At 55.5% G+C, this 22,689-nt stretch carries 16 protein-coding genes; 13 read left to right on the top strand and 3 right to left on the bottom strand.

Annotation, left to right across the window (positions count from 1 at the left end; all coding sequences use genetic code 11):
• Positions 1 to 2 precede the first annotated feature (2 nt).
• Positions 3 to 365: a hypothetical protein gene (locus MUN86_RS22880; protein ID WP_245120273.1), complete on the top strand. Its 363-nt coding sequence runs from the start codon at positions 3 to 5 to the stop codon at positions 363 to 365.
• A complete protein-coding gene (locus MUN86_RS22885) occupies positions 349 to 1,971 on the top strand; it encodes an Ig-like domain-containing domain (RefSeq protein ID WP_245120275.1) in 1,623 nt (540 codons plus the stop codon). The genes MUN86_RS22880 and MUN86_RS22885 overlap by 17 nt, the downstream gene beginning before the upstream one ends.
• A 145-nt stretch (positions 1,972 to 2,116) precedes the next feature.
• Here the strand turns inward: MUN86_RS22885 and MUN86_RS22890 are convergent, their stop codons facing one another.
• The gene (locus tag MUN86_RS22890) at positions 2,117 to 2,287 is read right to left on the bottom strand and encodes a hypothetical protein (protein ID WP_245120277.1); all 171 of its coding nucleotides are present in this window, start codon (positions 2,285 to 2,287) and stop codon (positions 2,117 to 2,119) included.
• Positions 2,288 to 2,958: 671 nt separating this feature from the next.
• On the opposite strand from MUN86_RS22890, the gene MUN86_RS22895 reads away from it, so the two are divergent.
• Positions 2,959 to 3,450 (top strand): DUF4385 domain-containing protein, encoded by a 492-nt coding sequence (locus tag MUN86_RS22895; RefSeq protein WP_245120279.1) that lies wholly within the window; start codon positions 2,959 to 2,961, stop codon positions 3,448 to 3,450.
• Positions 3,451 to 3,504: 54 nt separating this feature from the next.
• Positions 3,505 to 3,987: a hypothetical protein gene (locus tag MUN86_RS22900; protein ID WP_245120281.1), complete on the top strand. Its 483-nt coding sequence runs from the start codon at positions 3,505 to 3,507 to the stop codon at positions 3,985 to 3,987.
• A 238-nt stretch (positions 3,988 to 4,225) separates the two neighbouring features.
• Here MUN86_RS22900 and MUN86_RS22905 read toward each other — a convergent pair whose 3' ends face one another.
• Positions 4,226 to 5,629, bottom strand: coding sequence for an inorganic phosphate transporter (locus tag MUN86_RS22905; protein ID WP_245120283.1), 1,404 nt, complete (start codon positions 5,627 to 5,629; stop codon positions 4,226 to 4,228).
• Positions 5,630 to 6,043: 414 nt separating this feature from the next.
• Between MUN86_RS22905 and MUN86_RS22910 the strand changes: the two genes are divergently transcribed.
• Positions 6,044 to 7,564 (top strand): glycine--tRNA ligase, encoded by a 1,521-nt coding sequence (locus MUN86_RS22910; RefSeq protein ID WP_245120285.1) that lies wholly within the window; start codon positions 6,044 to 6,046, stop codon positions 7,562 to 7,564.
• A gap of 101 nt (positions 7,565 to 7,665) precedes the next feature.
• On the opposite strand, the gene MUN86_RS22915 is transcribed toward MUN86_RS22910, so the two are convergent.
• Positions 7,666 to 8,070 carry a hypothetical protein gene (locus tag MUN86_RS22915; RefSeq protein ID WP_245120287.1) on the bottom strand — a complete coding sequence of 135 codons (405 nt, stop codon included), beginning with the start codon at positions 8,068 to 8,070 and terminating at the stop codon, positions 7,666 to 7,668.
• A gap of 230 nt (positions 8,071 to 8,300) precedes the next feature.
• Here MUN86_RS22915 and MUN86_RS22920 point away from each other — a divergent pair, with 230 nt between their 5' ends.
• From MUN86_RS22920 to MUN86_RS22955, 8 genes are all read left to right on the top strand, one after another.
• Positions 8,301 to 10,742 (top strand): efflux RND transporter permease subunit, encoded by a 2,442-nt coding sequence (locus MUN86_RS22920; RefSeq protein WP_245120289.1) that lies wholly within the window; start codon positions 8,301 to 8,303, stop codon positions 10,740 to 10,742.
• 171 nt (positions 10,743 to 10,913) lie between these two features.
• Positions 10,914 to 14,327: an isoleucine--tRNA ligase gene (ileS, locus tag MUN86_RS22925; RefSeq protein WP_245120291.1), complete on the top strand. Its 3,414-nt coding sequence runs from the start codon at positions 10,914 to 10,916 to the stop codon at positions 14,325 to 14,327.
• A 283-nt stretch (positions 14,328 to 14,610) separates the two neighbouring features.
• A complete protein-coding gene (locus MUN86_RS22930) occupies positions 14,611 to 15,270 on the top strand; it encodes a lipoprotein signal peptidase (RefSeq protein ID WP_245120293.1) in 660 nt (219 codons plus the stop codon).
• Between the two features lie 429 nt (positions 15,271 to 15,699).
• On the top strand, positions 15,700 to 15,933 hold the full coding sequence (locus MUN86_RS31350; RefSeq protein ID WP_280640562.1) for an ATP-binding cassette domain-containing protein: 234 nt from the start codon (positions 15,700 to 15,702) through the stop codon (positions 15,931 to 15,933).
• Between the two features lie 11 nt (positions 15,934 to 15,944).
• Complete coding sequence (locus tag MUN86_RS31355; RefSeq protein WP_280640563.1) at positions 15,945 to 17,717, top strand: ABC transporter ATP-binding protein; 1,773 nt, start codon at positions 15,945 to 15,947, stop codon at positions 17,715 to 17,717.
• A gap of 34 nt (positions 17,718 to 17,751) precedes the next feature.
• A complete protein-coding gene (locus tag MUN86_RS22945) occupies positions 17,752 to 18,498 on the top strand; it encodes an ATP-grasp domain-containing protein (protein WP_245120295.1) in 747 nt (248 codons plus the stop codon).
• Positions 18,499 to 18,857: 359 nt separating this feature from the next.
• Positions 18,858 to 21,212 carry a ribonuclease R gene (rnr, locus tag MUN86_RS22950; protein ID WP_245120297.1) on the top strand — a complete coding sequence of 785 codons (2,355 nt, stop codon included), beginning with the start codon at positions 18,858 to 18,860 and terminating at the stop codon, positions 21,210 to 21,212.
• A 362-nt stretch (positions 21,213 to 21,574) separates the two neighbouring features.
• Positions 21,575 to 22,546 carry a polyprenyl synthetase family protein gene (locus MUN86_RS22955; protein WP_245120299.1) on the top strand — a complete coding sequence of 324 codons (972 nt, stop codon included), beginning with the start codon at positions 21,575 to 21,577 and terminating at the stop codon, positions 22,544 to 22,546.
• Positions 22,547 to 22,689 lie beyond the last annotated feature (143 nt).

Raw genomic sequence — 22,689 nt, forward strand, 5'->3', positions numbered from 1 at the left:
CAATGAGTCTGCCGGTTGCTTGCGTGTTGGGTTCGGTGCTGGTCTGGTTGCTGGCAGTTCCCGTACGCGCCGGTAGGGTAGGGGATGTTTTCTCGTTTGCAAACGCACCAGCCGCCCATACCACGGACGGTGGCAATACCTCGCATACGCTTGCGGTAACTTCGCACGTTGCTGCCTATATGCCAGATACCACCCGCCGCTCGGTTTCACTTGACACGACGCGCCGCCCAGTTCCCGTTCCCGATACTACTACAGTGTCGGACGACGAAGACAAACCAACCCGCAAAACCACTTTATTGACAGTGCTGGCCATTGCCGTGCTGACTATTTCCACGCTCTTGCTTTATAATGTCCGTTCGCGCTAATCTTTTCTATCTGCTGGCTGCCGGTGCCGGCCTGGTTGGCTGTGCTTCTATCAGTTCGCCTACGGGCGGTGAGAAGGATGTTGTGCCGCCCAAGCTAGTAAGCTCAACGCCCGCCGATGGTGCCCGCAACTACAAAGGCCAAGTTGTGCGGATGGTGTTTTCGGAGTCGGTGCAGCTCAAGGACCTTAGCAAGAACCTCATTATCTCGCCGGCGCTACCGGAAGACAACCCATACAAGTTGCGCGAAGACCGGAACTCTATTTCTCTGCTCTTCGATAAACCCCTCGATCCGAATACCACCTATTCCTTCAACTTCGGCAACGCCGTAGTCGACATCACGGAAAGCAACTTGGCTTCCAACGTGTTGGTAAGTTTTAGCACAGGTGCCGTGCTTGATTCGGGAGCGGTGCAGGGCACGGTGCGAGATTTACTGACCAACAAGCCAGCCGACGCAGCGTCGGTGCTGATGTACCCGGAATCCGATACGGCGGGCGTGCGCCGGGGCCGGCCGTACTACCTGGCGCGCACCGACAAAAGTGGCGCGTTCAGCTTGCGTAACCTGAAAGCCGGCCGCTACCGCATCTACGGCCTCGCCGACAAAAACCAGAACACCCGCCTCGATGAAGGGGAGAAGATTGGCTACCTCCCCGATTTCATCACCATTGGTCCCAAAGCCGATTCGGTGGAGCTGCTCATGGTTCGGCCCGATGCGCGCCGGCCAGTTAGGGGCAGTCAGCAAGGCTCGTATTCGCAGTTTCAAGTAAGCTACGGGGAAGGGCTCCGCTCGGCTGCTTTGTCCCCGATAGGAGCGGCGCCTACGCCTCAACTCAATGAAGCCGTTCAAGTCGCCGAACAAGGACGCAGCGTAATTCTGTATCGGAGCCCGGCGCTAGGGGAGGGCCGCTACCTAATAGCCGCTACCGACAGCGCTGGCAACGTGTCGCGCGATACGGTGAACGTGAAGTTTCCGGGTACGGCGGCCACCAAGCGGGGCCCTGTCTACACCGTAGAAGGTTCGCCGAGGGAAGTATACCGCCAGGGGCAAGTGCAATTCGCGTTTACGGAACCCGTACGGGTGGCAGCCGGCAAGCCATTTGCAACGTTGCAGGAAGACTCCACTGCGGCCCGCCGCCCGCTCGCATTGCCTGCCAGTGGCATCCTTAGTCCCGACCGCACCAAACTAACGGTGCTGCTCGACACGAAAGCCAAGAATACCATTACGCTGCGCCTCGACACAGTCAATCTCACTACCATCACGGGCCAGCGCCTTGGGGCCAAGCCGCTGCGGTTGCGCGTCACCGACCAAGCTACTTACGGCCTTCTCTCCGGCACTATCGAAACAAAGTACAAGCGCTACGAAGTGCAACTACTCGACGCCCAAGGCAAAGTTGTGGCTTCACTGGATTCCCCCAAAGGCACTTTCCGTTTCGACCGGCTGACTCCGGCTATCTACACCTTCCGCGTCTTAGTTGATGCCGACGGGGACGGCCGCTGGCGAGGCGGTGACCCAAACCTGCTGATACCCGCCGAGCCCGTTTACCTGGCACCGAAGTCGGAACAAGTACGTGCTAATTTTGAAATAGAAAATATTCGCCTCGCTTTCTAAACGAGTCAGTTTTTAACGCCAAGCTTGTCTTTTAAGCTCACCCGAACAGTTACGTTGTTTCGTAGCCGTCTTCGTGGGGAGCTTAGAAGACAAGCTTGGCGTTTTTGTGTGGTCTTGTTCTGTGGCTAGCCGTGAAGTGCTGAGCTCACTCTTGACCTGCTTTCTCTGCCGCGTACGTCACCTGAAGTAACTTAAAACTGCTCCAGTAAGCTGGAAACGGCATTTCATAGGTTTTTCTTGTCGCCTCCTTTTTCAGTAGCGGTTGATAAACCTGCTCTAAAACCGCTTTTTCAACCCCAAATCCTGAGGTATCCACAGAGGCGAGGGCGGTTTCCAGTTACTAGGTGCATTTTTAGGTGCTTATCCACAGCGAATCCACAGGTTTATCCACTCTGCAATGTCTGTTGGTCGTAATCTGTGGATAACACGGGGGAAATGTGGGGATAATGCGTGCAGAAAAATAGGATAAGTTTTTTTGCGCTTCTCATATCCATGACAGCTCCGTTTTCCCACCCACTCTATGTGGACAAGCGTGGATAAGTTTGCCATGTGGAAAGCACTATCCACACCCCAACTAAATGTGAATTGTGGATTAGTGGATAAGCCCTGTGGATTGTTAAAAACTTGGTTAAGTATCTGTAAAACAACGAAATGATATGCACACACCCTGTTGATAGACGGTGTATAAAGCTAAGTCTATGCACAAGTTATCCGGAGTGTGGATTACTATTTTTTATTGTCCACTTATACACAGCCCTAACGACGGGGATAAAAAAGATTTATTTAAAAAAAGACTTTTAAAAAGTTATTAACTGTGTGGACAACCTGGCTGGCCCTTAAAAAAAAGCGGGACGGTTGAAGAGCGGTTGAGTGCAGATCGTTCGGATGGGCGCAGAGCGAGAAAAGCCAAGAAGAGTGAAAGCCGGTTCGGGTGCCTCATCTTATTCGTCGAAGGGTGCGTATACTGTCAACAGCCACCTCGTCTCTATGCCCTTTGATTACGACCTTGATTTTCGCACAGTAGATTTTCGGGCGCACCCCGAACTCTACCGCGTGGGCAAAGGCGAGCAGGGGGTACTGCTCGTGCAGCCCTACAAAGGGGAGATCCTGCCCCACTGGCGCTTCCGGACCCCCGAAGTGGCACAGGAGTCGGCCGACACCATCTATAGGCTCTTTGAGGCCTATCTAAAGGCCGAGGACTTTGTGGGAGCCGATATGGCGCGCAAATTCTTGCAAATGGGCTTTACCCGGTCTAGGCGCTACGCCAACCACCGCGGCGGCAAAAAGTACGATGGTCCTGTGCCAGACGACAAGAAAGGCCAAAGCGGTGCTCATGGCCGCGATGAATTGCCTCGGTCCCCCGAAGACGCCGAAAAAGCAGAATCGGCTGCCATTTTCAAGCTGAAATGGGACCAAGCCAAGCAGCATCCCGACTACCAGCGTCAGATGGCCGACTTCAAAACCCGCTACGGGAAGTGATACCCGTTTGGCTACCTTTACCACTCCTACCACAACTCTTTCCACACAACCGCCATGAACACTAACCAGCAATCTTCTGGTACCGAAGAAAACGAAATCATTCTTGGTACCGGAATGGGCCCTCTGCGCTTTGGGGCCACCATGGATGAAGTTCGCGCTCTGATGGGCGAGCCTGAAGAAATAGAAGAATCGGAAGAAGAAGATGAGTTCGAGCATCAGGCTTGGAATTACTTGGAGGAAGGCTACTCACTCTACTTCGACCGAGAAGACGACTACCGCCTGAGTTGTATTGAAACCGACCACCCTGGCATGCGCCTTTTCGGCGAGGCTATCCACGGCAAATCACCCGAGCAGATTCAGGAGCTGATGCGGCAGCACGGCTACGAAGCCAGCGAGGTGGAAAAGATGGATACTGGCGAAATGCGCGTTTCCTACGAGAAAGAGATGATTGACCTTTACTTCGATGAGGATGAGCTTCAGTTCGTGAATTTCGGAGTCTTCATTTCAGAAGACCTAGACGTGCAATGGCCCGCTTAGCAGCTAGTTATCCACAAATCAAGAGCTTTTGCCTGTGGATAAGTGGATAAGTGCCTGATTTAGCAAGTATTGAACTCCGTCTATATCCAGTAGTAGCCTACTTATCCCCAATTGCAGTCCAAGTTTGGGAATAAGTGGAAAAAAGAAAGCCGCTCTATAGTAGAGCGGCTTTTTGCATTTGTAAAAGAAGACCGCAACATAAGCTCGATCAATGGGGACTAGATGTAGCGGCTGTTGTTTATCCTAGGATGGCACGGAATAGCAGGAACAAGCCGCCAGACAAAGCCATAGTTACAGGCAAAGTGAGCACCCAAGCCAACGCGATATTGCGCACCATTTGCGGGTTCAAATTCTTGATACCCCGGTTGGCAACCATAGAGCCGGCAATGGCCGATGACAGCACGTGGGTGGTTGACGACGGCAAATCGTATGCTGTGGAAATACCAATCATGCTCGCGGCTATCAACTCCGACGAGGCACCCTGTGCATACGTTAGGTGCTCTTTACCGATACGCTCACCGATGGTCTTCACGATGCGCTGCCAGCCGATCATAGTACCCAAGCCCAACGAAACCGACACGATGAGCAGTACCCACGTAGGAGCGTAGTCAGTGAAGGTGCGCATGTTTTTGAGCGAGCTGTCGAGCGAAGAACGGTCGGCGGCGCTTAGGCTAACTTTCTCGCTGCCCTGGATTTTCTTGGCTTGGCTGCTGAGCAGCAAGATGGCTTTGCGAATCTGGAAACGGGCGTTTTGTGGTAGCTGTGCTACTTCCGTTTTACCGGCAAAAATGGAATCCAAGGAGTTGGTGTGCTGGCGGATGTTGGCTACAGCCGTGCGGTCGTCGGAGCTTAGGTCCGCCGGGTTCACTTTTTGCATCACCTGCTCCACCTTCACCAACGAGTCGCGCATGTCGAGCGGGTTCTTGGTGTGGTCGAGGGCGAAGAAGGTGGGCACAATGCCAATCAGAATCAGCATCACCAAGCCTACACCTTTCTGCCCGTCGTTGGAGCCGTGAAAGTAGCTCACCAGCGTACAAGTGGTTACCAAGATTAGGCGGATCCAGAGCGGTGGTGGCTTGCGCTTGTGTGGCTCCTTAAAGATGGTTTTGTTGGCTACGAAGCGCTTCAGCAAGAACATCAGGATGATGGTCAGCGAGAAGCCAAACAGCGGTCCGATCAGCAAAGCCAACCCCGTTTCACCGGCTTTGCTCCAGTTGACGGCCGCGCTGCGGGTACCTGGCAGCAGCGTAAAGGCAATACCTACCCCGAGGATACTACCAATCAGAGCATGCGAAGAAGACGAGGGCAGGCCGTAGTACCAGGTACCCACGTTCCAGATGATGGCCGCCAAAATCAGGGCGCCTACCATAGCAATACCGTGGTATACGTTTTGGTCGACCAAACTCTCGACGGGCAGCAGGTAAACAATACCCATGGCCACGCCAATACCGCCCGTTAGTACGCCAATGAAGTTCCAGAAAGCCGACCAGACGACGGCCACCCACGGCCGGAGGGCGTTGGTATAGATAACCGTGGCCACGGCGTTGGCCGTGTCGTGGAAACCATTGACAAATTCAAATGCGCAGGCTGCTAGCAAACAGACAATAAGCAGAATCAGCACATGAGGCTCTAAGCCAAGCATAAAAGGAAATTTGGTGGAAATTAGATTTCAACAATCAAAGGTAGGATTGCCCAAAGGCGGCGCAAGATTATGAAATTGTTACGGGTGCAATAGAAATCGTCGTAGCGCAGTCGCTAAACGCAAGCAAATCTTAGGAGTTGAAGCAGGTCGGTGAGCGTGCAGATGCTTGTTGAGAAAGACAAGTTTGCTGGATATTCCTTGGCTTTCGTCCAACTCAAGCTTCGCAGCCTACCAAGCTTATACTACTTTTGCCCTTGCTCAGAAAACGAAGCGCTTAACGAAGCGAGAGAAGTACGACCAAACGGGAAGGGCTAGCATTCTGCCTAAGGCCTTTTCACTGGTAGCTTCTCAGTCCTTCATGCGTCTAGTTTCTGTGCCTGAAACTCTACTCCCGACTCCACATTTCCTTCGTTTATGAGCAACGCCCCGCAGAAAGCCGCCGAAACCGCGGAAAACACCTTGGCCGACATTGTGTCGCACGCGAAAGAATACGGCTTCGTATTTCCGTCCAGTGAAATCTACGACGGGCTAGCCGCCGTGTACGACTACGGCCCGAACGGCGTGGAGCTCAAAAACAACCTTAAGCAGTTGTGGTGGCGCGCCATGACACAGCTCAACCAAAACGTGGTGGGCATCGACGCGGCCATCTTCATGCACCCGCTCACCTGGAAAGCCTCCGGCCACGTTGACGGCTTCTCGGACCCTATGATTGATAACCTCGACAGCAAGAAGCGCTACCGCGCCGACGTGTTGCTCGAAGAGAAAGCCGCCGAGTACGAAAAGAACGGGGAGAAAGAGCGCGCCGACGCGCTGCTCGCCGAAATGGGTCGCCTGCTCACGGCCGAGGATCTGGCAGGTGTTCGGCAGCTCATCATCGACGAGAAAATAGCGTGTCCGATTTCCAAGACCAGCAACTGGACCGAAGTACGCCAGTTCAACCTGATGTTCTCCACGCAGGTGGGCGCCGTAGCCGGCGACTCTAGCCTGATCTACCTGCGGCCTGAAACAGCGCAAGGTATTTTCGTCAACTTTCTGAACGTGCAGAAGTCGGCGCGGCAGAAGGTGCCGTTCGGTATTGCGCAAATCGGGAAGGCGTTCCGCAACGAGATTGTAGCCCGGCAGTTCATCTTCCGCATGCGGGAGTTCGAGCAAATGGAGATGCAATTCTTTGTGCGCCCTGGCACGGAGGGTGAGTGGTACCAGCACTGGAAGGAAACCCGCCGCCGCTGGCACGAGGCCTTGGGCCTGCCTACCGACAAGCTGCGCTTCCACGACCACGACAAACTAGCTCACTACGCCAAAGCCGCTGTTGATATCGAGTACGAATTCCCATTCGGCTTCAAGGAAATCGAGGGTATCCATTCCCGCTCCGACTTCGACTTGACGCAGCACCAGGCACTGAGTCGGAAAAAGCAGAACTACTTCGACAACGACATCAACCCCGAAACCGGCAAGGCCTACGGCAACTATGTGCCTTTCGTGGTGGAAACTTCGGTAGGTGCCGACCGGCTGTTCTTGGCTACGCTCTGCCAAGCGTTTGTGGAAGAAACTATCACGGAAGGGGAGGGCGAGCAGCAGCAAACCAAAACCCGCAAGCTGCTGAAGCTGCACCCGGCCGTGGCGCCAGTGAAAGCCGCCATTTTTCCGCTGGTGAAGAAAGACGGTCTACCCGACAAAGCCAACGAAATTTACAATAGCCTGCGCCACGACTTCCGGTTGGTGGTAGAGGAAAAAGATTCTATTGGTACGCGCTATACCCGCCAAGACCTTATTGGTACACCCTTTTGCATTGCCGTCGACCACCAGACGTTGGAAGACAACACCGTGACTGTTCGTCACCGCGATTCGCGCGAGCAAACTCGCATGCCTATCTCGGAACTGCGCAGCTACATTGGCGAGGCTGTAAGCTTCTCACGCATATTTGAGAAGCTGTAGGCTAGCTACTTACCCTGATATAACAAAAGAGAAGGCCCCAACAACTCGTTGGGGCCTTCTCTTTTGTTATTATTTTGAATGTGGATAACTCCGTGGAAAACTCAGTTACTGTTCAACCAATCAGTAGCTTCACGGCGCGAGGTGAAATAGTTGAACTCCACTTTCGCGGGCGGTAGCGTGGCGGAGCTAGATGCCAAAATATTGCCGATCTGGTATTGATACTGCTTCTCCGATACCACTGCCGCAATGAAGAGCGAACGGTCGGGGTGGGGAAGCAAAATCTCGGTCAGGGGATGCAGAATGTGCTCGGTTTCGTCGGTTGGAGGGGCGTTGCGCTTTAGGTCCAGTAGCAGCTTAGTCACGTTGTGCTTCAGCATTTTTTCCAGTGCTTTCTGGTAAGCGGTCCTGAACGAAATAGAGAGACGCGTAGCGCTGTAGCTAAGACAAAGGATGTCGGAAGCAGAGTTATAAATAAGGGACGCGTCGGGTGTGTGAAAGAGGGTCATCTAGAGCGGCAAAACTTATGTATCGGCATAATGCAATGATTGGGATCTGCAAAACACTGATGTGCTGTCTATTAAACTTTATCTTCCATAGAAAGTTGCCTTTGCCTTAAATTTATTTGCTTGCTGCGGTAAACTCCTTGACCTCAAGCGTAATGAGGTGGCTTGCTTACACGGCACAGAGTCCGATAAGCTGCCAATGGTTGCGTACCTTTGCTGCATTTTAGCAGCCTATGTGGAGTAAACTAGCCCTATTCGTCATCAAGAACCGGCGGATTCTGATCCTGCTATTGGCCGCCATGACGGTGTTCATGGGCTGGCAAGCACGCAAAGTGGAAATGACCTATGACTTTGCCCAAGTCGTCAGCCCCGACGACCCGGACATGGTGTATTTCCAACAGTTCAAGCGCACCTTTGGCGAAGACGGCAACGTGTTTGTGCTTGGCATGCAAGACAGCAGCGTCTACGAACTCGGCAACTTCAACGAGCTACGCACCCTCACCGACACCCTTGGTAAGGTGCAAGGTGTGAGCGGGGTACTGAGCGTAACGCGCCTGCCGCGACTCGAAAAAGACACCGCCACTAGCACGTTCAAAGCCCTACCTATCTTCCGCCGGGCCCCGCAGAGCCAAGTAGAGCTCGACTCACTGATGCGGGTGGTGAATGCGCAGGAGTTTTACAAAGGCCAGCTTATCAGCCCCACTACCGGTGCTACACTGCTGGCCCTCACCCTCGACCCCAAGTTCCTAAACTCCTCGAAACGCGAAGGGGTGATGAAGGAAATCCTAAGCCACGCCGAACGTTTTCAGCAGAAAACCGGCATCAAGATGCACTACGCCGGCCTGCCCTACGTGCGCGCCACGATGACCACCAAAGTAGCTGCCGAAATGAAGCTCTTCGTGGGCCTCACGGTGGTGATGATGGCTATTACGCTGTTTATGTTCTTCCGCACGTGGTCGGCGGTGGTGTTTCCGCTGCTGATTGTTCTGGTCGTGGTGGTATGGTGCGTAGGCACCATGGTGCTCATGGGCTATAAAATCAACCTGCTGACTGGCCTGATACCTAGTATTATTATTGTTATCGGCATCCCGAACTGTACCTATTTGCTGAGCCGCTACCACTACGACTACCGCAAATCCGGCAACCAAGTGCTGGCAATGGCGCGGGTGGTGCGCAAGATTGGCCTCGTGACCTTGATGAACAATACGACCACAGCTATTGGGTTTGTGGTGTTTTGCTTCACCAACATTGCCATCTTGTTCCAGTTCGGGGCGGTGGCTACCATCAACATTTTCGTGGCGTTTGCGGTGTCGTTTATCATGATGCCCATTGTGTTTACCTACCTGCCGCCGCCTACGCCCAAGCAGCTCCAGCACCTCGAAGCCAAACCCCTCACCAAGCTGCTAGAGTTCTTCGATTACTTGGTATTGGAGCGCCGGCAGACGGTGTACATCGCCGCCTTTGTGCTGATTGTGCTGGCTTCATTTGGGGTAAGCAAGGTGCGGTCGGTGTCGTACATGGTTGACGACTTGCCCAAAGATTCGTCGGTGAATTCCGATTTGAAGTTCTTCGAGCAGCACTTCAATGGCGTGATGCCGCTGGAAATGGTGGTGGATACGGGCAAGAAAAAGGGTATTCTCAAGCTGAAAAACCTAGAGAAAATTGATCGGCTTGAGAAGTTCCTGCGCACTCAGCCTGAACTGACCACGCCTGTCAGCATCGTCACGTTCCTGAAAGCTAGCACGCAGGCGTTCTACAACGGCAACCCCGAGTATTACCGCCTGCCCGACAACTCTGAGAAGAACTACGTGCTTAGTTACCTGGCTCGTTCGCAGTCGGCCAACGAGGGCGGCAGCGGCCAAATGATGCAGAAGCTGCTCCGCTCGTTCACCGATTCCACGGGGCAGCGGGCCCGCATTTCTCTCAAGATTGCCGACATCGGTTCGCACAACCTAGATACCCTGCTGGCCCGGAAAATTCAGCCGGAAATCAAGCAGATTTTCAACGGCACGGGTATGGATGTGAAGCTGACCGGCACTACCATCTTGTTCACTAAGGGCAACGAGTACCTGATTGGCATGCTTAAGGAAAGCCTGTTCATCGCCTTCGGGCTGGTGGGACTGGTAGTGTTGCTGCTGTTCCGGAGCATCCGGGCAGTGTTCTTCACGCTGTTGCCCAACTTCTTCACGCTGCTGCTCACGGGCGGTATCATGGGCTACTTCGGTATCCCGCTCAAGCCGAGTACGGCCCTCATCTTCAGCATAGCCCTCGGTATCGATGGTGACAACAGCATCCACCTGCTGGCGAAGTTCCGGCAGGAAATGGCCATTAACGGGCAGCGGGTGCAAGCCGCCATCAGTACCACGCTCAGCGAGGCCGGTACTAGCATGATTTACACCAGCATTGTATTGTTTTTGGGCTTTTCGGTGTTTGCTTTCTCGGAGTTTGGCGGCACGAAGGCCTTGGGCTTGCTGATGTCGGCTAGCTTGCTGATTACCAACTTCTCGAACCTGATTCTGCTCCCGGCTTTGCTTGTTACCTTCGAGCACGGCAAAGACGAAACCATCGACCAATCTTCTATTCGCCACTACGACGATGAGTACCACGAGGAAGACGATGATTTCGAGCTGAATCTAAACCGAATGCAGGTGCAGCCACGCAATGAGTTGTCTTAGCTCCATTTCCTTTCTTGGCCTTCCGTTCGCTTTAAACGCGAAGCCTTTCGGGAGGGAGAACTAGCTTCGAAAAGCAGGGTTGTAAAAGCAACAATTTTAAAATCTAAATCTAACAACTAGTCCCCCTCTCTTCTGGAGAAGGGGCTAGGGGGTGAGGCCCCCGCCAGCACAATGAACTACCCCGAATACAAGCAGCCGCTCAACTACGGCCAAGTTGGTACCGATATCCTGGCTTGGTGGAAGCAGAACGGCATCTTTGAGAAGAGCGTGAGTTCCCGCGAAGGGCAGCCGACGTTCGTGTTTTATGAAGGTCCGCCGTCGGCAAACGGCGCCCCCGGCATTCACCACGTTATGGCCCGGACGGTGAAGGATATCTTCTGCCGCTACCAGACCTTACTTGGCAAGCAGGTAAACCGCAAAGGCGGTTGGGACACCCATGGCCTGCCCATCGAGCTACAAGTCGAGAAGGAGCTGGGTATCACGAAAGAAGATATTGGCAAGAAAATCAGCATCGAGGAATACAACCAGCGCTGCCGCGAAACCGTGATGCGCTTCAAGGCGCAGTGGGACGACCTCACCGAGAAGATGGGTTATTGGGTGGACCTCGACGACCCGTATATCACATTCGAGCCCGAGTACATCGAGAGCTGCTGGGCGCTACTCAAGAAGCTCTACGACAAAGGCCTGCTCTACAAAGGCTACACCATTCAGCCGTACTCGCCAGCGGCCGGCACGGGCTTGTCTTCGCACGAGCTCAACCAGCCCGGCACCTACCGCGACGTGAAAGACACGACCATCGTGGCGCAGTTCAAAGTGAAGCGCGACGAGAAGTCGGAAAAGCTATTTGCGGGTGCCGATGACGCGGCCGAAACTTTCATCCTGGCCTGGACGACGACGCCCTGGACCTTGCCCGGAAACACGGGCCTGGCCGTAGGTAAGAACATTCCGTACGTGCTGGTGCGTACATTCAACCCCTACACCTTCGCGCCTGTTCGGGTGGTACTGGCGCAGGCGTTGGTAGGGAAGTACTTCTCGGAGAAAGGCAAAGACGCTTCGCTGGAAGACTTTAAAGCCGGCGACAAGGTGCTGCCATGGCGCATCGAAGGCAGCTTCAAGGGCTCCGACCTAGTAGGCATCCACTACGAGCGGTTGTTCGGCCAGGACAAAGGCTTCCCGTCTTTCGAAGGCGATGAGCGGGCGTTCCGCGTCATTACCGGTGACTTCGTGACCACCGAGGACGGTACAGGTATCGTGCACATCTCGCCCACGTTCGGCGCCGACGACTTCAAGGTCGCGCAGCTCAACGACATCCCGGCCTTGCTAGTGCCTGATAAGGATGATCCTAATAAGAAAGTACCCATCGTGGACCGCACCGGCCGTTACGTGGCCGAGATGGGCGAGTTCGGTAGCCGTTGGGTGAAGAACTACGACGGACACGACGAAACCGGCTCCGACTACAAAACCCTCGATGAGAGCATTGCCATCCGTATGAAAGGCGACGGCACAGCTTTCAAAGTGGAGAAGTACGAGCACACCTACCCACACTGCTGGCGCACCGACAAGCCGGTGCTTTACTACCCGCTGGATTCGTGGTTTATCAAGACGACGGCGGTGAAAGACCGGCTCATCGAGCTCAACAAGACCATCAACTGGCAGCCTGTCAGCACCGGCATCGGCCGCTTCGGCAACTGGCTGGAAAACTTGGTGGACTGGAACCTGAGCCGTTCGCGCTATTGGGGCACGCCGCTGCCCATCTGGCGCACGCAAGATGGCACCGAGGAAATCTGCATCGGCAGCATCGCGGAGCTGCGTCAGGAAATCGACAAAGCCGTAGCCGCCGAGGTGATGACCCACAACCCGATTCCGGAAGGCGCCACCGTAGACTTGCACCGCCCCTACGTGGACGATATTTTCCTGGTTTCGCCGAGCGGCCAGCCCATGTACCGGGAGCCCGACCTCATTGACGTGTGGTTTGATTCCGGGGCTATGCCGTACGCGCAGTGGCACTATCCACTTGAAAACAAGGAGCAGTTCGAGAAGAATTTTCCCGCTGATTTTATTGCCGAAGGTGTCGACCAAACCCGTGGCTGGTTTTTCACGCTGCACGCGCTTGGCGTGATGCTGGAAGACTCGGTGGCCTTCAAAAACGTGATGGCCAACGGCCTTGTGCTCGACAAGAACGGCAATAAAATGAGCAAGCGCCTCGGCAACGCCGTGGACCCGTTTGCTACCATCCAGCAGTTCGGTCCGGATGCCACGCGCTGGTACATGATTGCCAACGCGCAGCCTTGGGACAACCTGAAGTTCGACCTCGCCGGCATCACGGAGGTGCAGCGCCGCTTCTTCGGCACGCTCTTCAACACGTACTCGTTCTACGCCCTCTACGCCAACCTCGACGGCTTCCAGGCGCGCGAGTTCGAACGGGTACCGCACGCCGACCTAAGCGAGCTGGACCGCTGGATCCTAAGCAAGCTTCAGTCGCTGATCCTCGAAGTGCGCGGCTATTATGATGGGTACGACCCCACGAAGGCTGCCCGTGCCATCCAAGATTTCGTGACCGACCAACTCTCCAACTGGCACGTGCGCCTCTCGCGCCGGCGCTTCTGGAAGGGCGAGCTGACCACCGACAAGCGCGCTGCTTACGAGACGCTCCAGGAATGCCTGGTGGTGGTTTCGCAGCTCATGGCTCCGATTGCGCCCTTCTTTGCAGAGTGGCTCTACAAGAACATGACTGACGGCATGCGTGAAGAGGCCGTAGCTAAGAACACGCCGCTGGCTCCCGAGTCGGTGCATCTCACGCTGCTTGTGCAAGCCGATGAGACCCGCATCGACAAGGCGCTAGAGGAGCGAATGGAATTGGCGCAGCGTATTTCGTCGCTCACGCACTCCCTCCGGAAGAAGTCGGTGCTGAAGGTGCGGCAGCCGTTACAGCGCATTCTGGTGCCAGTGCTCAACGATTCGACGCGTGAGCAGGTAGCCAAGGTGGAAGACCTGATTTGCGCCGAGGTGAATGTGAAGCATGTGGAGTTCCTCGACGATACCAGCGGCGTGTTGGTGAAGTCGGTGAAGCCTAACTTCAAGCGTCTTGGTCAGCAATACGGTGCCCGTTTGAAAGCCGTGGGTGCCCGCATCCAGCAGATGACCGCCGAAGAAATCAGCACCCTCGAAAAGACCGGCCAGCTAGCCGTGGAAGTTGATGGCCAACCCATCACGCTGGCTCCCGACGACGTGGAAATCCGCTCCGAGGACATCCCCGGCTGGCTAGTCGCCTCCGACGGCCCGCTCACCGTGGCCCTCGACGTGACCCTCACCGACGAGTTGCGCCACGAAGGAGTAGCCCGCGAGCTGGTTAACCGCCTCCAGAACCTACGCAAAGACAGCGGCCTGGAAGTGCAAGACAAAATCCGCGTCACGCTGGCCTCCGGTCAGGCCGGCTTGGAAGCTGCCGTGCAGTCGTTCGGCGATTATATCCGGGGCGAAATTCAGGCGGTAGCGCTGGACTTTGCGGCGGATGTGAACGGCGGCTCAGTGCTGGAATTCGACGAGTACAAGGTTCCGGTGCAACTGGAAGTTGCAAATGGCTGAAACTGAAGTGCCAACCGATTCTTGCAAAAGGTCGGTTGGCATATGGCCGTCCAAACCCGCGGCTAAGGCGTATGTATTCGTCTAAATCCCATTGATTCTAGCTTAAAACGGCACAAACAGCCCCTCGAAACATATACCAACGGCACGGAAGATAAGGCTCGCCTCGGGGCAGCGAAGTCTAAAATTCTGCGTCACTTTGTGCTAGGATGGGAGGGAGGTTAGAACACTGCTTTTCTGTCAGTCTTTCACCCCGCTTCTAACCTCTTGCTTCTCACCCGTACCTATGAAATATTGGAAATACTATTTGGTGGCGCTGCTGGTCATTGCCATTGATCAGCTCTCGAAGTGGGCTGTGCACACGTACATGCAGCCCGGCATGCCCGGCGAAGTCCCGGTTTTCGGTGACTGGTTTAAGCTTCACTACACCCTAAATCCGGGCATGGCTTTCGGGTTCGAGCTGCCGCCACCTTATGGTAAGGTTGTCCTTACGGTGTTCCGAATCGTGGCCGTGACGGGCATCAGCTACTACATCTACCGGCTCTGGAAGGAGCGGGCGCCCCAAGGCCTGCTGATCTGCATTGCCCTGATTTTAGGCGGCGCCATCGGCAACCTAATCGACTCGATCTTCTACGGCATCATCTATGACAACGCGCCTTTCGGCGTGCCTACGCCGTGGCTGCACGGCCAGGTAATTGACATGCTATTTGTTGATTTTCCGGATGGGTTCTTCCCGATTTCCTGGCCGCTGGTAGGTGGCAAAGTCATTCCCGACTTCCCCATCTTCAACATTGCCGACTCGTCTATCTTCATCGGGGTAGCCCTGATTTTGCTCAACCAAACCCGCTTCTACGGCCACCAGTACCAAGAAGCAAAGCCCATAGCCGCCGAAGATCCGGAAGCCGCCCAAGCCCGCCACGACGCCGAAGCCACAGCAGCTTCCTAAGTTATTACCACTTTACATGCCCTAAAACGGCCGGTTGGAACTCTTCCAACCGGCCGTTTTTTATTGAGGTCGGCTACTAGTATAGTGAGTTGCGCCAAGCGAAGCCATTTAGATTATGACGTCAGCACCTTACTAAACCGTCATGCTGAGCGGAGTCGAAGCATCTCGCGTGCTGAGGTTGCAATGCTAACCCAACGAAGCGAGCGAGATGCTTCGACTCCGCTCAGCATGACGGTTGGTGTGGCAACATCAGCCCGGCCGTTATCCTTCGGCACGCGCGGCATGAGGGCAGAGCAGCATGGCACTTGAATTAGTAGCTCGGTTTTACGTTCAAGCCGTCAAGCGCTTCTTACTTCGCGCTACTGCGTTACGGCCTTATCTTTACTCACTTCGTCCTGTTATTCGCCAATTAAGAGTTGGCGTTGCCTTATGTCTGAACCTATTCTCTCCGTCCGCAACCTAACCATTGACTTCTCCAGCCACCGCGGCGACACGCGGGCCGTGGCCGACGTGTCGTTCGACGTGCACCGGGGCGAGACGCTGGCTATTGTAGGCGAATCGGGGTCGGGCAAGTCGGTTACGTCGTTGGCGTTGATGGGGCTGATTCCACTGCCGCCGGGCCGCATCACGACGGGGAGGCCCGCTTCCATTCCGAGGCACTAGGCGAGGTAGACTTGCTGAAGCTCACCGAAGAGCAACTGCAACAGGTACGCGGCAACGACATCAGCATGATTTTTCAGGAGCCGATGACGTCCCTGAACCCGGTGTACACCTGCGGCAGCCAAGTGGTAGAAGCTCTGCGCCTGCATACCAACCTCGATGCCAAGCAAGCCGAAGCCCGTACTGTGGAGTTGTTCACGATAGCGCAACTGCCGCGCCCGGAGAAGATCTTTAAGTCATACCCGCACGAAATCAGCGGCGGCCAGAAGCAACGCGTGATGATAGCCATGGCCATGGCTTGTAACCCTGCCATCCTCATTGCCGACGAGCCCACCACTGCCCTCGACGTAACGGTGCAGGCCCGCATGCTCCAGCTCATCGATCAGCTCCGCCGCCAGCATAACACCGCCGTCCTTTTCATCACCCACGATCTGGGCGTGGTAGCCGAAATAGCCGACCGTATCCTGGTCATGTATCGTGGCCGCGTGGTGGAGCAGGGCCCCGTCCTCGACATCTTCACCAACCCTCAGCATCCTTACACTAAAGGCCTGCTAGCCTGCCGCCCAAAATTATCAGTTGGCAAAAAAAAATTACCTGTAGTAGCCGATTTCATGCGTGAAACAGCCGATGGAGGCTTTATTTCCATGGACGAGTCGGTTGCGCAAGTGGCTGCTACTGAAAACAGTGAGCTGGATGTTGAACCCTCTAAAAACGCAATTGAAACTACCAAAACGTTCCCCGTGGAACATTCCAATGTTCCACACCTCGGCAACGCTATTTTGGGAGTTGAATCGGCCCCTACTCTAGAATCGGGGCAGCTGTTGCCAGTCACCGGTAGCGATAGTGCTGTGTTTGGAGGAGGCCCGACGAGTGAGGTAGCAAACAAGGAAGAGCGCACTTCTTCATCTTCGTTCAACGGCACTATCGAACCGAGCCAGGACACTGTACCAGTAGGCAGCACGGCGCCACTGCTGCAAGTGGAAAACCTGAACGTACACTTCCCTATTCGCAAAGGATTCTTCAACCGCAAGCCGGAAGTGGTGCGAGCTGTGGACGGCGTCAGCTTCGACATCTATCCCGGCGAAACGGTGGGACTGGTAGGGGAGTCAGGGTGTGGCAAGACCACCTTGGGCCGGGCGCTGCTCCGACTGGTCGAGCCGACCTCAGGCAGCATCTTATTTGAGGGCGTGGATTTAGCCAAGCTGCCGGCCGGCGAACTGCGTCGCCGGCGTCGGGAGTTTCAGATGGTATTTCAAGACCCTTACGCCGCGCTCAACCCCATGATGACTGTGGGCGAAGCCATCTTGGAGCCCATGCGAGTACACGGCGTCGGCGGTACCAAACAGCAGCAGAAAGCCCGGGTGCTGGAATTGCTACGCACCGTAGGCCTCACCGAAGCGCAGTACCAACGCTACCCACACGAGTTCAGCGGCGGGCAACGCCAACGCATCTGCATAGCCCGTGCCCTAGCCCTGCAACCCAAGTGCATCATCTGCGACGAGTCCGTGTCCGCCCTCGACGTATCAGTGCAGGCCCAAGTGCTCAATTTGCTCAACGACCTCAAGCGCGAGTTCAACATCACCTACCTCTTCATCACCCACGACTTATCGGTAGCCCGCTTTATGTCGGACCGCCTGCTAGTGATGCGCCAAGGGCAAATCGTAGAAAGCGGCCCCGCCGCCGACCTCTATGCTCACCCGCAGCACGAGTACACTCGGCAGCTACTAGCCGCCATTCCCAAAGACGAGCCCGCCGACATCCGCGCCGCCGTAGCTAGCCGGGTGTAGTTTTTGGGTGTTCTAGTCGTCATCCTAACACGCTATGCACATCGTCTACCCGTCCCTGCCTTACGAGCCTCAAACTATCGACCCCATGTGGGAGGCGGAGTTTCAATGGGCTCGCAACAGCGGGATAGAGGTTGCGCTTTTCGATACGGAAACCGGTAAACTTTTTCCGCGGCAGTCGTCTATGGGTCCGGCGCTTTATCGTGGCTGGATGCTCACCGAATCCGAGTATGAGGCACTGGAGCAATTGACTCCCCTGCACATCAATAAGGTGCAGTACTTATCCTCACACCAAGCTACCGGTTGGTACAATCAAATTGCGGCTTACACTTTCGCTAGTGCCTTTCAGTTGGCATCGGCTCAGCCGGATTTCGCCGGTGGCCAGCGCTATTTTGTGAAGGGAGTTGTAAAGTCATTCGGCGCCGATTCAGTGGTGGCTTCAGGAGCGCAGTACAAACAACTGCTAGAAAAGCATCAGGTGGCCGCTGACGAGGTGTTGTTTGTGCGAGAGTTTGCTGAGCTGAAACCAGAATCTGAGCGGCGCTTTTTTGTAGTAGCCGGAGCAGCTTACGGAGCCGAGCAAAAGGAACTGCCAGCCGAACTGCATCCCGTACTGGCGCTGCTGGCACCGCGGCTCTTTTATTCGCTGGATGTGGTGCAACTGTCTTCTGGTAGGTACCGTGTGGTTGAAGTCGGAGACGGGCAGGTTTCAGATTTAAAAGAGTGGGATGTAACTGATTTCGGCGAAACGGTGTTAAAGAAGTTGGCCGTCGTAAATCCATAACAGGGCTTTTGCGACTTGAAATAGTTATTTGCGGATATATTCCGTATTATCTTCTTGAGGCCAGATCAGCCAGCTACCAACGCCGGCGCTGGGCCAAGTACATTCACCCTGGAAAGCTGCCAATCAGGTTTGCTTTCCTTCCTATCAACCCCGCCGCCTGAGAAAAAGACAACCCCTGGCGGCCTTTATTTTCTGATGAAAAGAAAAGACGAATCCGCCGCCCCCGCGCCCCTCGCGCGAAGGCAGCCCGCAGCGAGCAAGCTGCCCCTACCACGGTAACCAAAGACCAGGTATACCGCATATTCACTGACAGACCAACGGAAGTAGTTGCCTACCGTCAACTCTCTCGCCGCTTAGGCGTGACCACCAAGGAACAGCGCGAAGTGGTATTTGCCCACCTGCGCGACCTGAAGAGTTCCGGCATGCTTACGGCCGTTTCAAACGACGAATATCGTTTGACTGATCCCGAAGCTGCACTAGCCGCTACAGTGCCCGCTAGCAGCAAAAAACGCCGCAAAGACGACAACACGCCCGTGCCCGCCAAGCCCGCTCGTTCGGTGCAGGCCGAGTTCGGCAACGACCCGGTTGTGCACCGTCGGCGCGAAGCTGGCTTCGACTTCCCATCCGATGAACTGCGGCCCGAAGCCCGGCGTCGGCAAGACAGCGGCGGGGATACTATCACCGGCACCGTAGCCCTGGCTACCGACAATTTTGCCTTCGTCATTAGTGAGGAAAGTGAGAGCGACGTGCGCGTGTTCACCGACCGACTGAAGTTTGCCATGCACGGCGATACGGTCCGCTTGCGCCTGCGCGGCTCCCGCGACGGCCGCCCCGTCGGCGACGTGGTGGAGGTACTCAACCGGGTCCGGCCCGAGGTGGTTGGCCGCTTGCAATTGCAGGGTGGCATTGGCTTCGTGAAGCCCGACAACCGCAAGATGTACTTCGATGTGTTTGTGCCGTTCGAGAATTTGCACGGCGCGCAGCACGGTGAGAAGGTGCTGGTCCGCATCACCGAATTTCCCGAGAGTGACGCTGGCCGTTCGCCTGTAGGTGAGATAGTGCGCAGCTTCGGGCAGGCCGGCGGCAACGAAGCCGAAATCAACGCCATCATGGCCGAGTTCGGTTTGCCGTTCGAGTTCCCCAACGAAGTAGAGGTGGAATCCGAAGCTATTTCCGACCAGATTTCTGAAGACGAAATCAGCCGCCGCCGCGACTTCCGCAACATCACCACCTTCACCATCGACCCCGCCGACGCTAAAGACTTCGACGATGCCCTGAGCATCCAGAAGCTGGAGAACGGCCATTGGGAAATCGGTGTGCATATCGCCGACGTGACGCACTACGTAAAGCCGGGCACCGAATTGGAGCGCGAGGCTAAGCACCGCGCCACCTCGGTGTACCTCGTCGACCGGGTAATTCCGATGTTACCCGAGCGCTTGTCCAACGGCCTCTGTTCGCTACGCCCGCACGAAGACAAGCTCACGTTTTCGGCAGTGTTCGAGCTAGATGAGAATGGCAAACTTTACGATTCGTGGTTTGGCAAGACCATCATTCACTCCGACCGCCGCTTCGCTTATGAAGAAGCGCAGGAGCGAATTGAAGGCTTGGAGGCTGACTACACCGAGGAGATTCAGCTCATGAACAGCATCGCCAAGAAGCTGTGTGCGCAACGCTTCAAGCAAGGTGCCATTAGCTTCGAGACGCAGGAAGTGAAGTTCAAACTCGATGCCGAGGGCAAGCCACTTGGCGTGTACGTGAAGGAGCGCAAGGACGCGCACAAGATGATCGAGGAGTTCATGCTGCTGGCCAACCGCAAGGTGGCCGAGTTTGTGTTCAAACTCAAGAACCGCAAGCCGCGCTTCACCATGGTGTACCGCGTGCACGAAGCGCCCGACCCGGACCGTCTCCAAACCTTTGCTCTCTTCGCAAAGAAGTTCGGTCACGACCTCGACCTCAGCAACCCTAAGAAGCTAAGCACCGAGCTCAATGATTTGTCGTCGGAAGTGATGGGCCGCCCCGAACAGAACGTCATCCAGACGCTGGCGGTACGCACCATGAGCAAGGCCATCTATACCACGGAGCCGCTCGGCCACTTCGGTCTGGCCTTCGACCACTACTCGCACTTCACCTCGCCCATCCGTCGCTACCCCGACATGATGGCGCACCGTCTGCTTGAGCATTATCTCGAAGGGGGCAAAAATGTGGAAGTCGGACCAGTGGAAGAAGAGTGCAAACATTCCTCGGAGCGTGAGAAACTGGCTGCTTCTGCCGAGCGGGCTAGCATCAAATACAAGCAGGTGGAGTTCATGTCCGATGTTATCGGCGAGACGTTCACTGGCGTGGTATCGGGCCTTACGGAGCGCGGCATGTACGTGGAAATCGAGGAGAATAAGTGCGAAGGCATGGTGCGCCTCAGCGAAATTCCTGGCGACTTTTTCGAGCTCGACAAAGACAACTACCGCATCGTGGGTCAGCGGACCAAGCGCATTATCCAGTTTGGTGATGAGCTGCAAGTGGTAGTGAAAGCCGCCAACCTACTCGACCGTACCATCGACTTCGAGTTGGTAGACAACCGCCCCGATTCGGTTAAGCAGCGCGAACAACAGGAGCGCCGCGAAAACAGCGGCCGCCCCCGCGGCTACCGCCCCGAGCGTAGTGGCGGCCGGCCCAGCGGTGGTCGGCCTGGCGGCGACAAAGGCAAGCGTCGGCGGTAGGTACAGCTCCTGATTAGGAACGCAGTACACCGTTTCCTAATAAGCAAAAAGCCCTGGTTGTCTATGATAGACACTCAGGGCTTTTTATTTGTCAGGGCGTCTAAACTTAACTAAATGGGTACTGATATGTACTTCCGTTGCCTTGTGGTTTCTGGTGGCGTCGTTAATACCAATAGACCTTACTCTGGTTGCTCGAAAGCGTAGTGCTGGTAGTGTCGCTACAGGCGAATACAAAAGCGGACTTTCATTCAGCATTGCATTCATGAGTATACATTATGGCTCCCTACACACTCAGCCCGAGCACGCGCGAACGGCCTGCTGATTCCTCCGTACCTTTCCAACTGAACCGTACTTGCCCTTCCGTGGACCTTTCTTTTTTCTCCGATAAGCTCACTGCTGGCCTCGACCGCCTGCATTACGGCGACCAGCCGACGGCTCTGTATGAGCCCATCCGCTACATTATGGCTTTGGGTGGTAAGCGCATTCGGCCGCTGCTTACACTGCTTGGTGCCCACATTTTCACCGACGACCTAGACGACGCAATTAAGCCTGCACTAGGCGTAGAGGTCTTCCACAACTTCACGTTGCTCCACGACGACATCATGGACCAAGCACCACTGCGCCGTGGCCAGCCCACGGTGCACGAGAAGTGGAATGCCAACGTGGCCATCCTGAGTGGTGACGTGATGTTGGTGCGGGCTTACGAACTATTCTTTGATGTGCCCGCCCACCTGCTGCCCACCATCCTGCGCCGCTTCAGCCAAACGGCGGCCGAGGTGTGTGAGGGCCAGCAATGGGACATGAACTTTGAAACCGAAACCGAAGTCAGCATCGCGCAATACTTGGATATGATTCGGCTGAAAACGGCTGTGCTTCTCGGCTTCGCGCTAGAGCTAGGCGCCCTGCTCGGCGGAGCCAGCGCCACCGACGCCGACCACCTTCGTCAGTTCGGTATTGGTATCGGGTTGGCCTTTCAACTCCGCGACGACCTGCTCGACGTTTACGGTGATGCCGCTACTTTCGGCAAGCGCGTCGGCGGCGATATTGTCTCCGACAAGAAAACCTTTTTGCTGCTCACCGCCCAAGCGCAGGCCGATGCCAGGCAACAAGCCGTATTGGCTCGGCACATCGGTCAACCCGTACTGAGCGCTGAAGTAAAGGTGCACGCCATCCGTACTCTCTACGATGAGCTCGAAATTCGCCCTCAGACGGAAGCACTCATCAACGTTTACTTCCAGGGCGCCTTACAGCATTTGGAACGCGTAGCGGCTCCCGCAGCGCGCAAAGAACCGCTCTTGCAGCTTGCCTTACAGCTCATGGACCGCGAGCAGTAACCGTCGGATTGCTATCTGCTATCATTTAAACGGAAACACATGATCCGGGCCGAAAACTAAGGTGCTTAGGGGGTACCTGCCGCCTGAGGCCAAACGTCCTTAACATCCGTAGCAGCGTATGCCAAGCCACACTGTGTTGGTAT

The sequence above is a fragment of the Hymenobacter volaticus genome (assembly GCF_022921055.1).
In the GTDB taxonomy this organism is placed as follows: Bacteria; Bacteroidota; Bacteroidia; order Cytophagales; family Hymenobacteraceae; genus Hymenobacter; species Hymenobacter volaticus.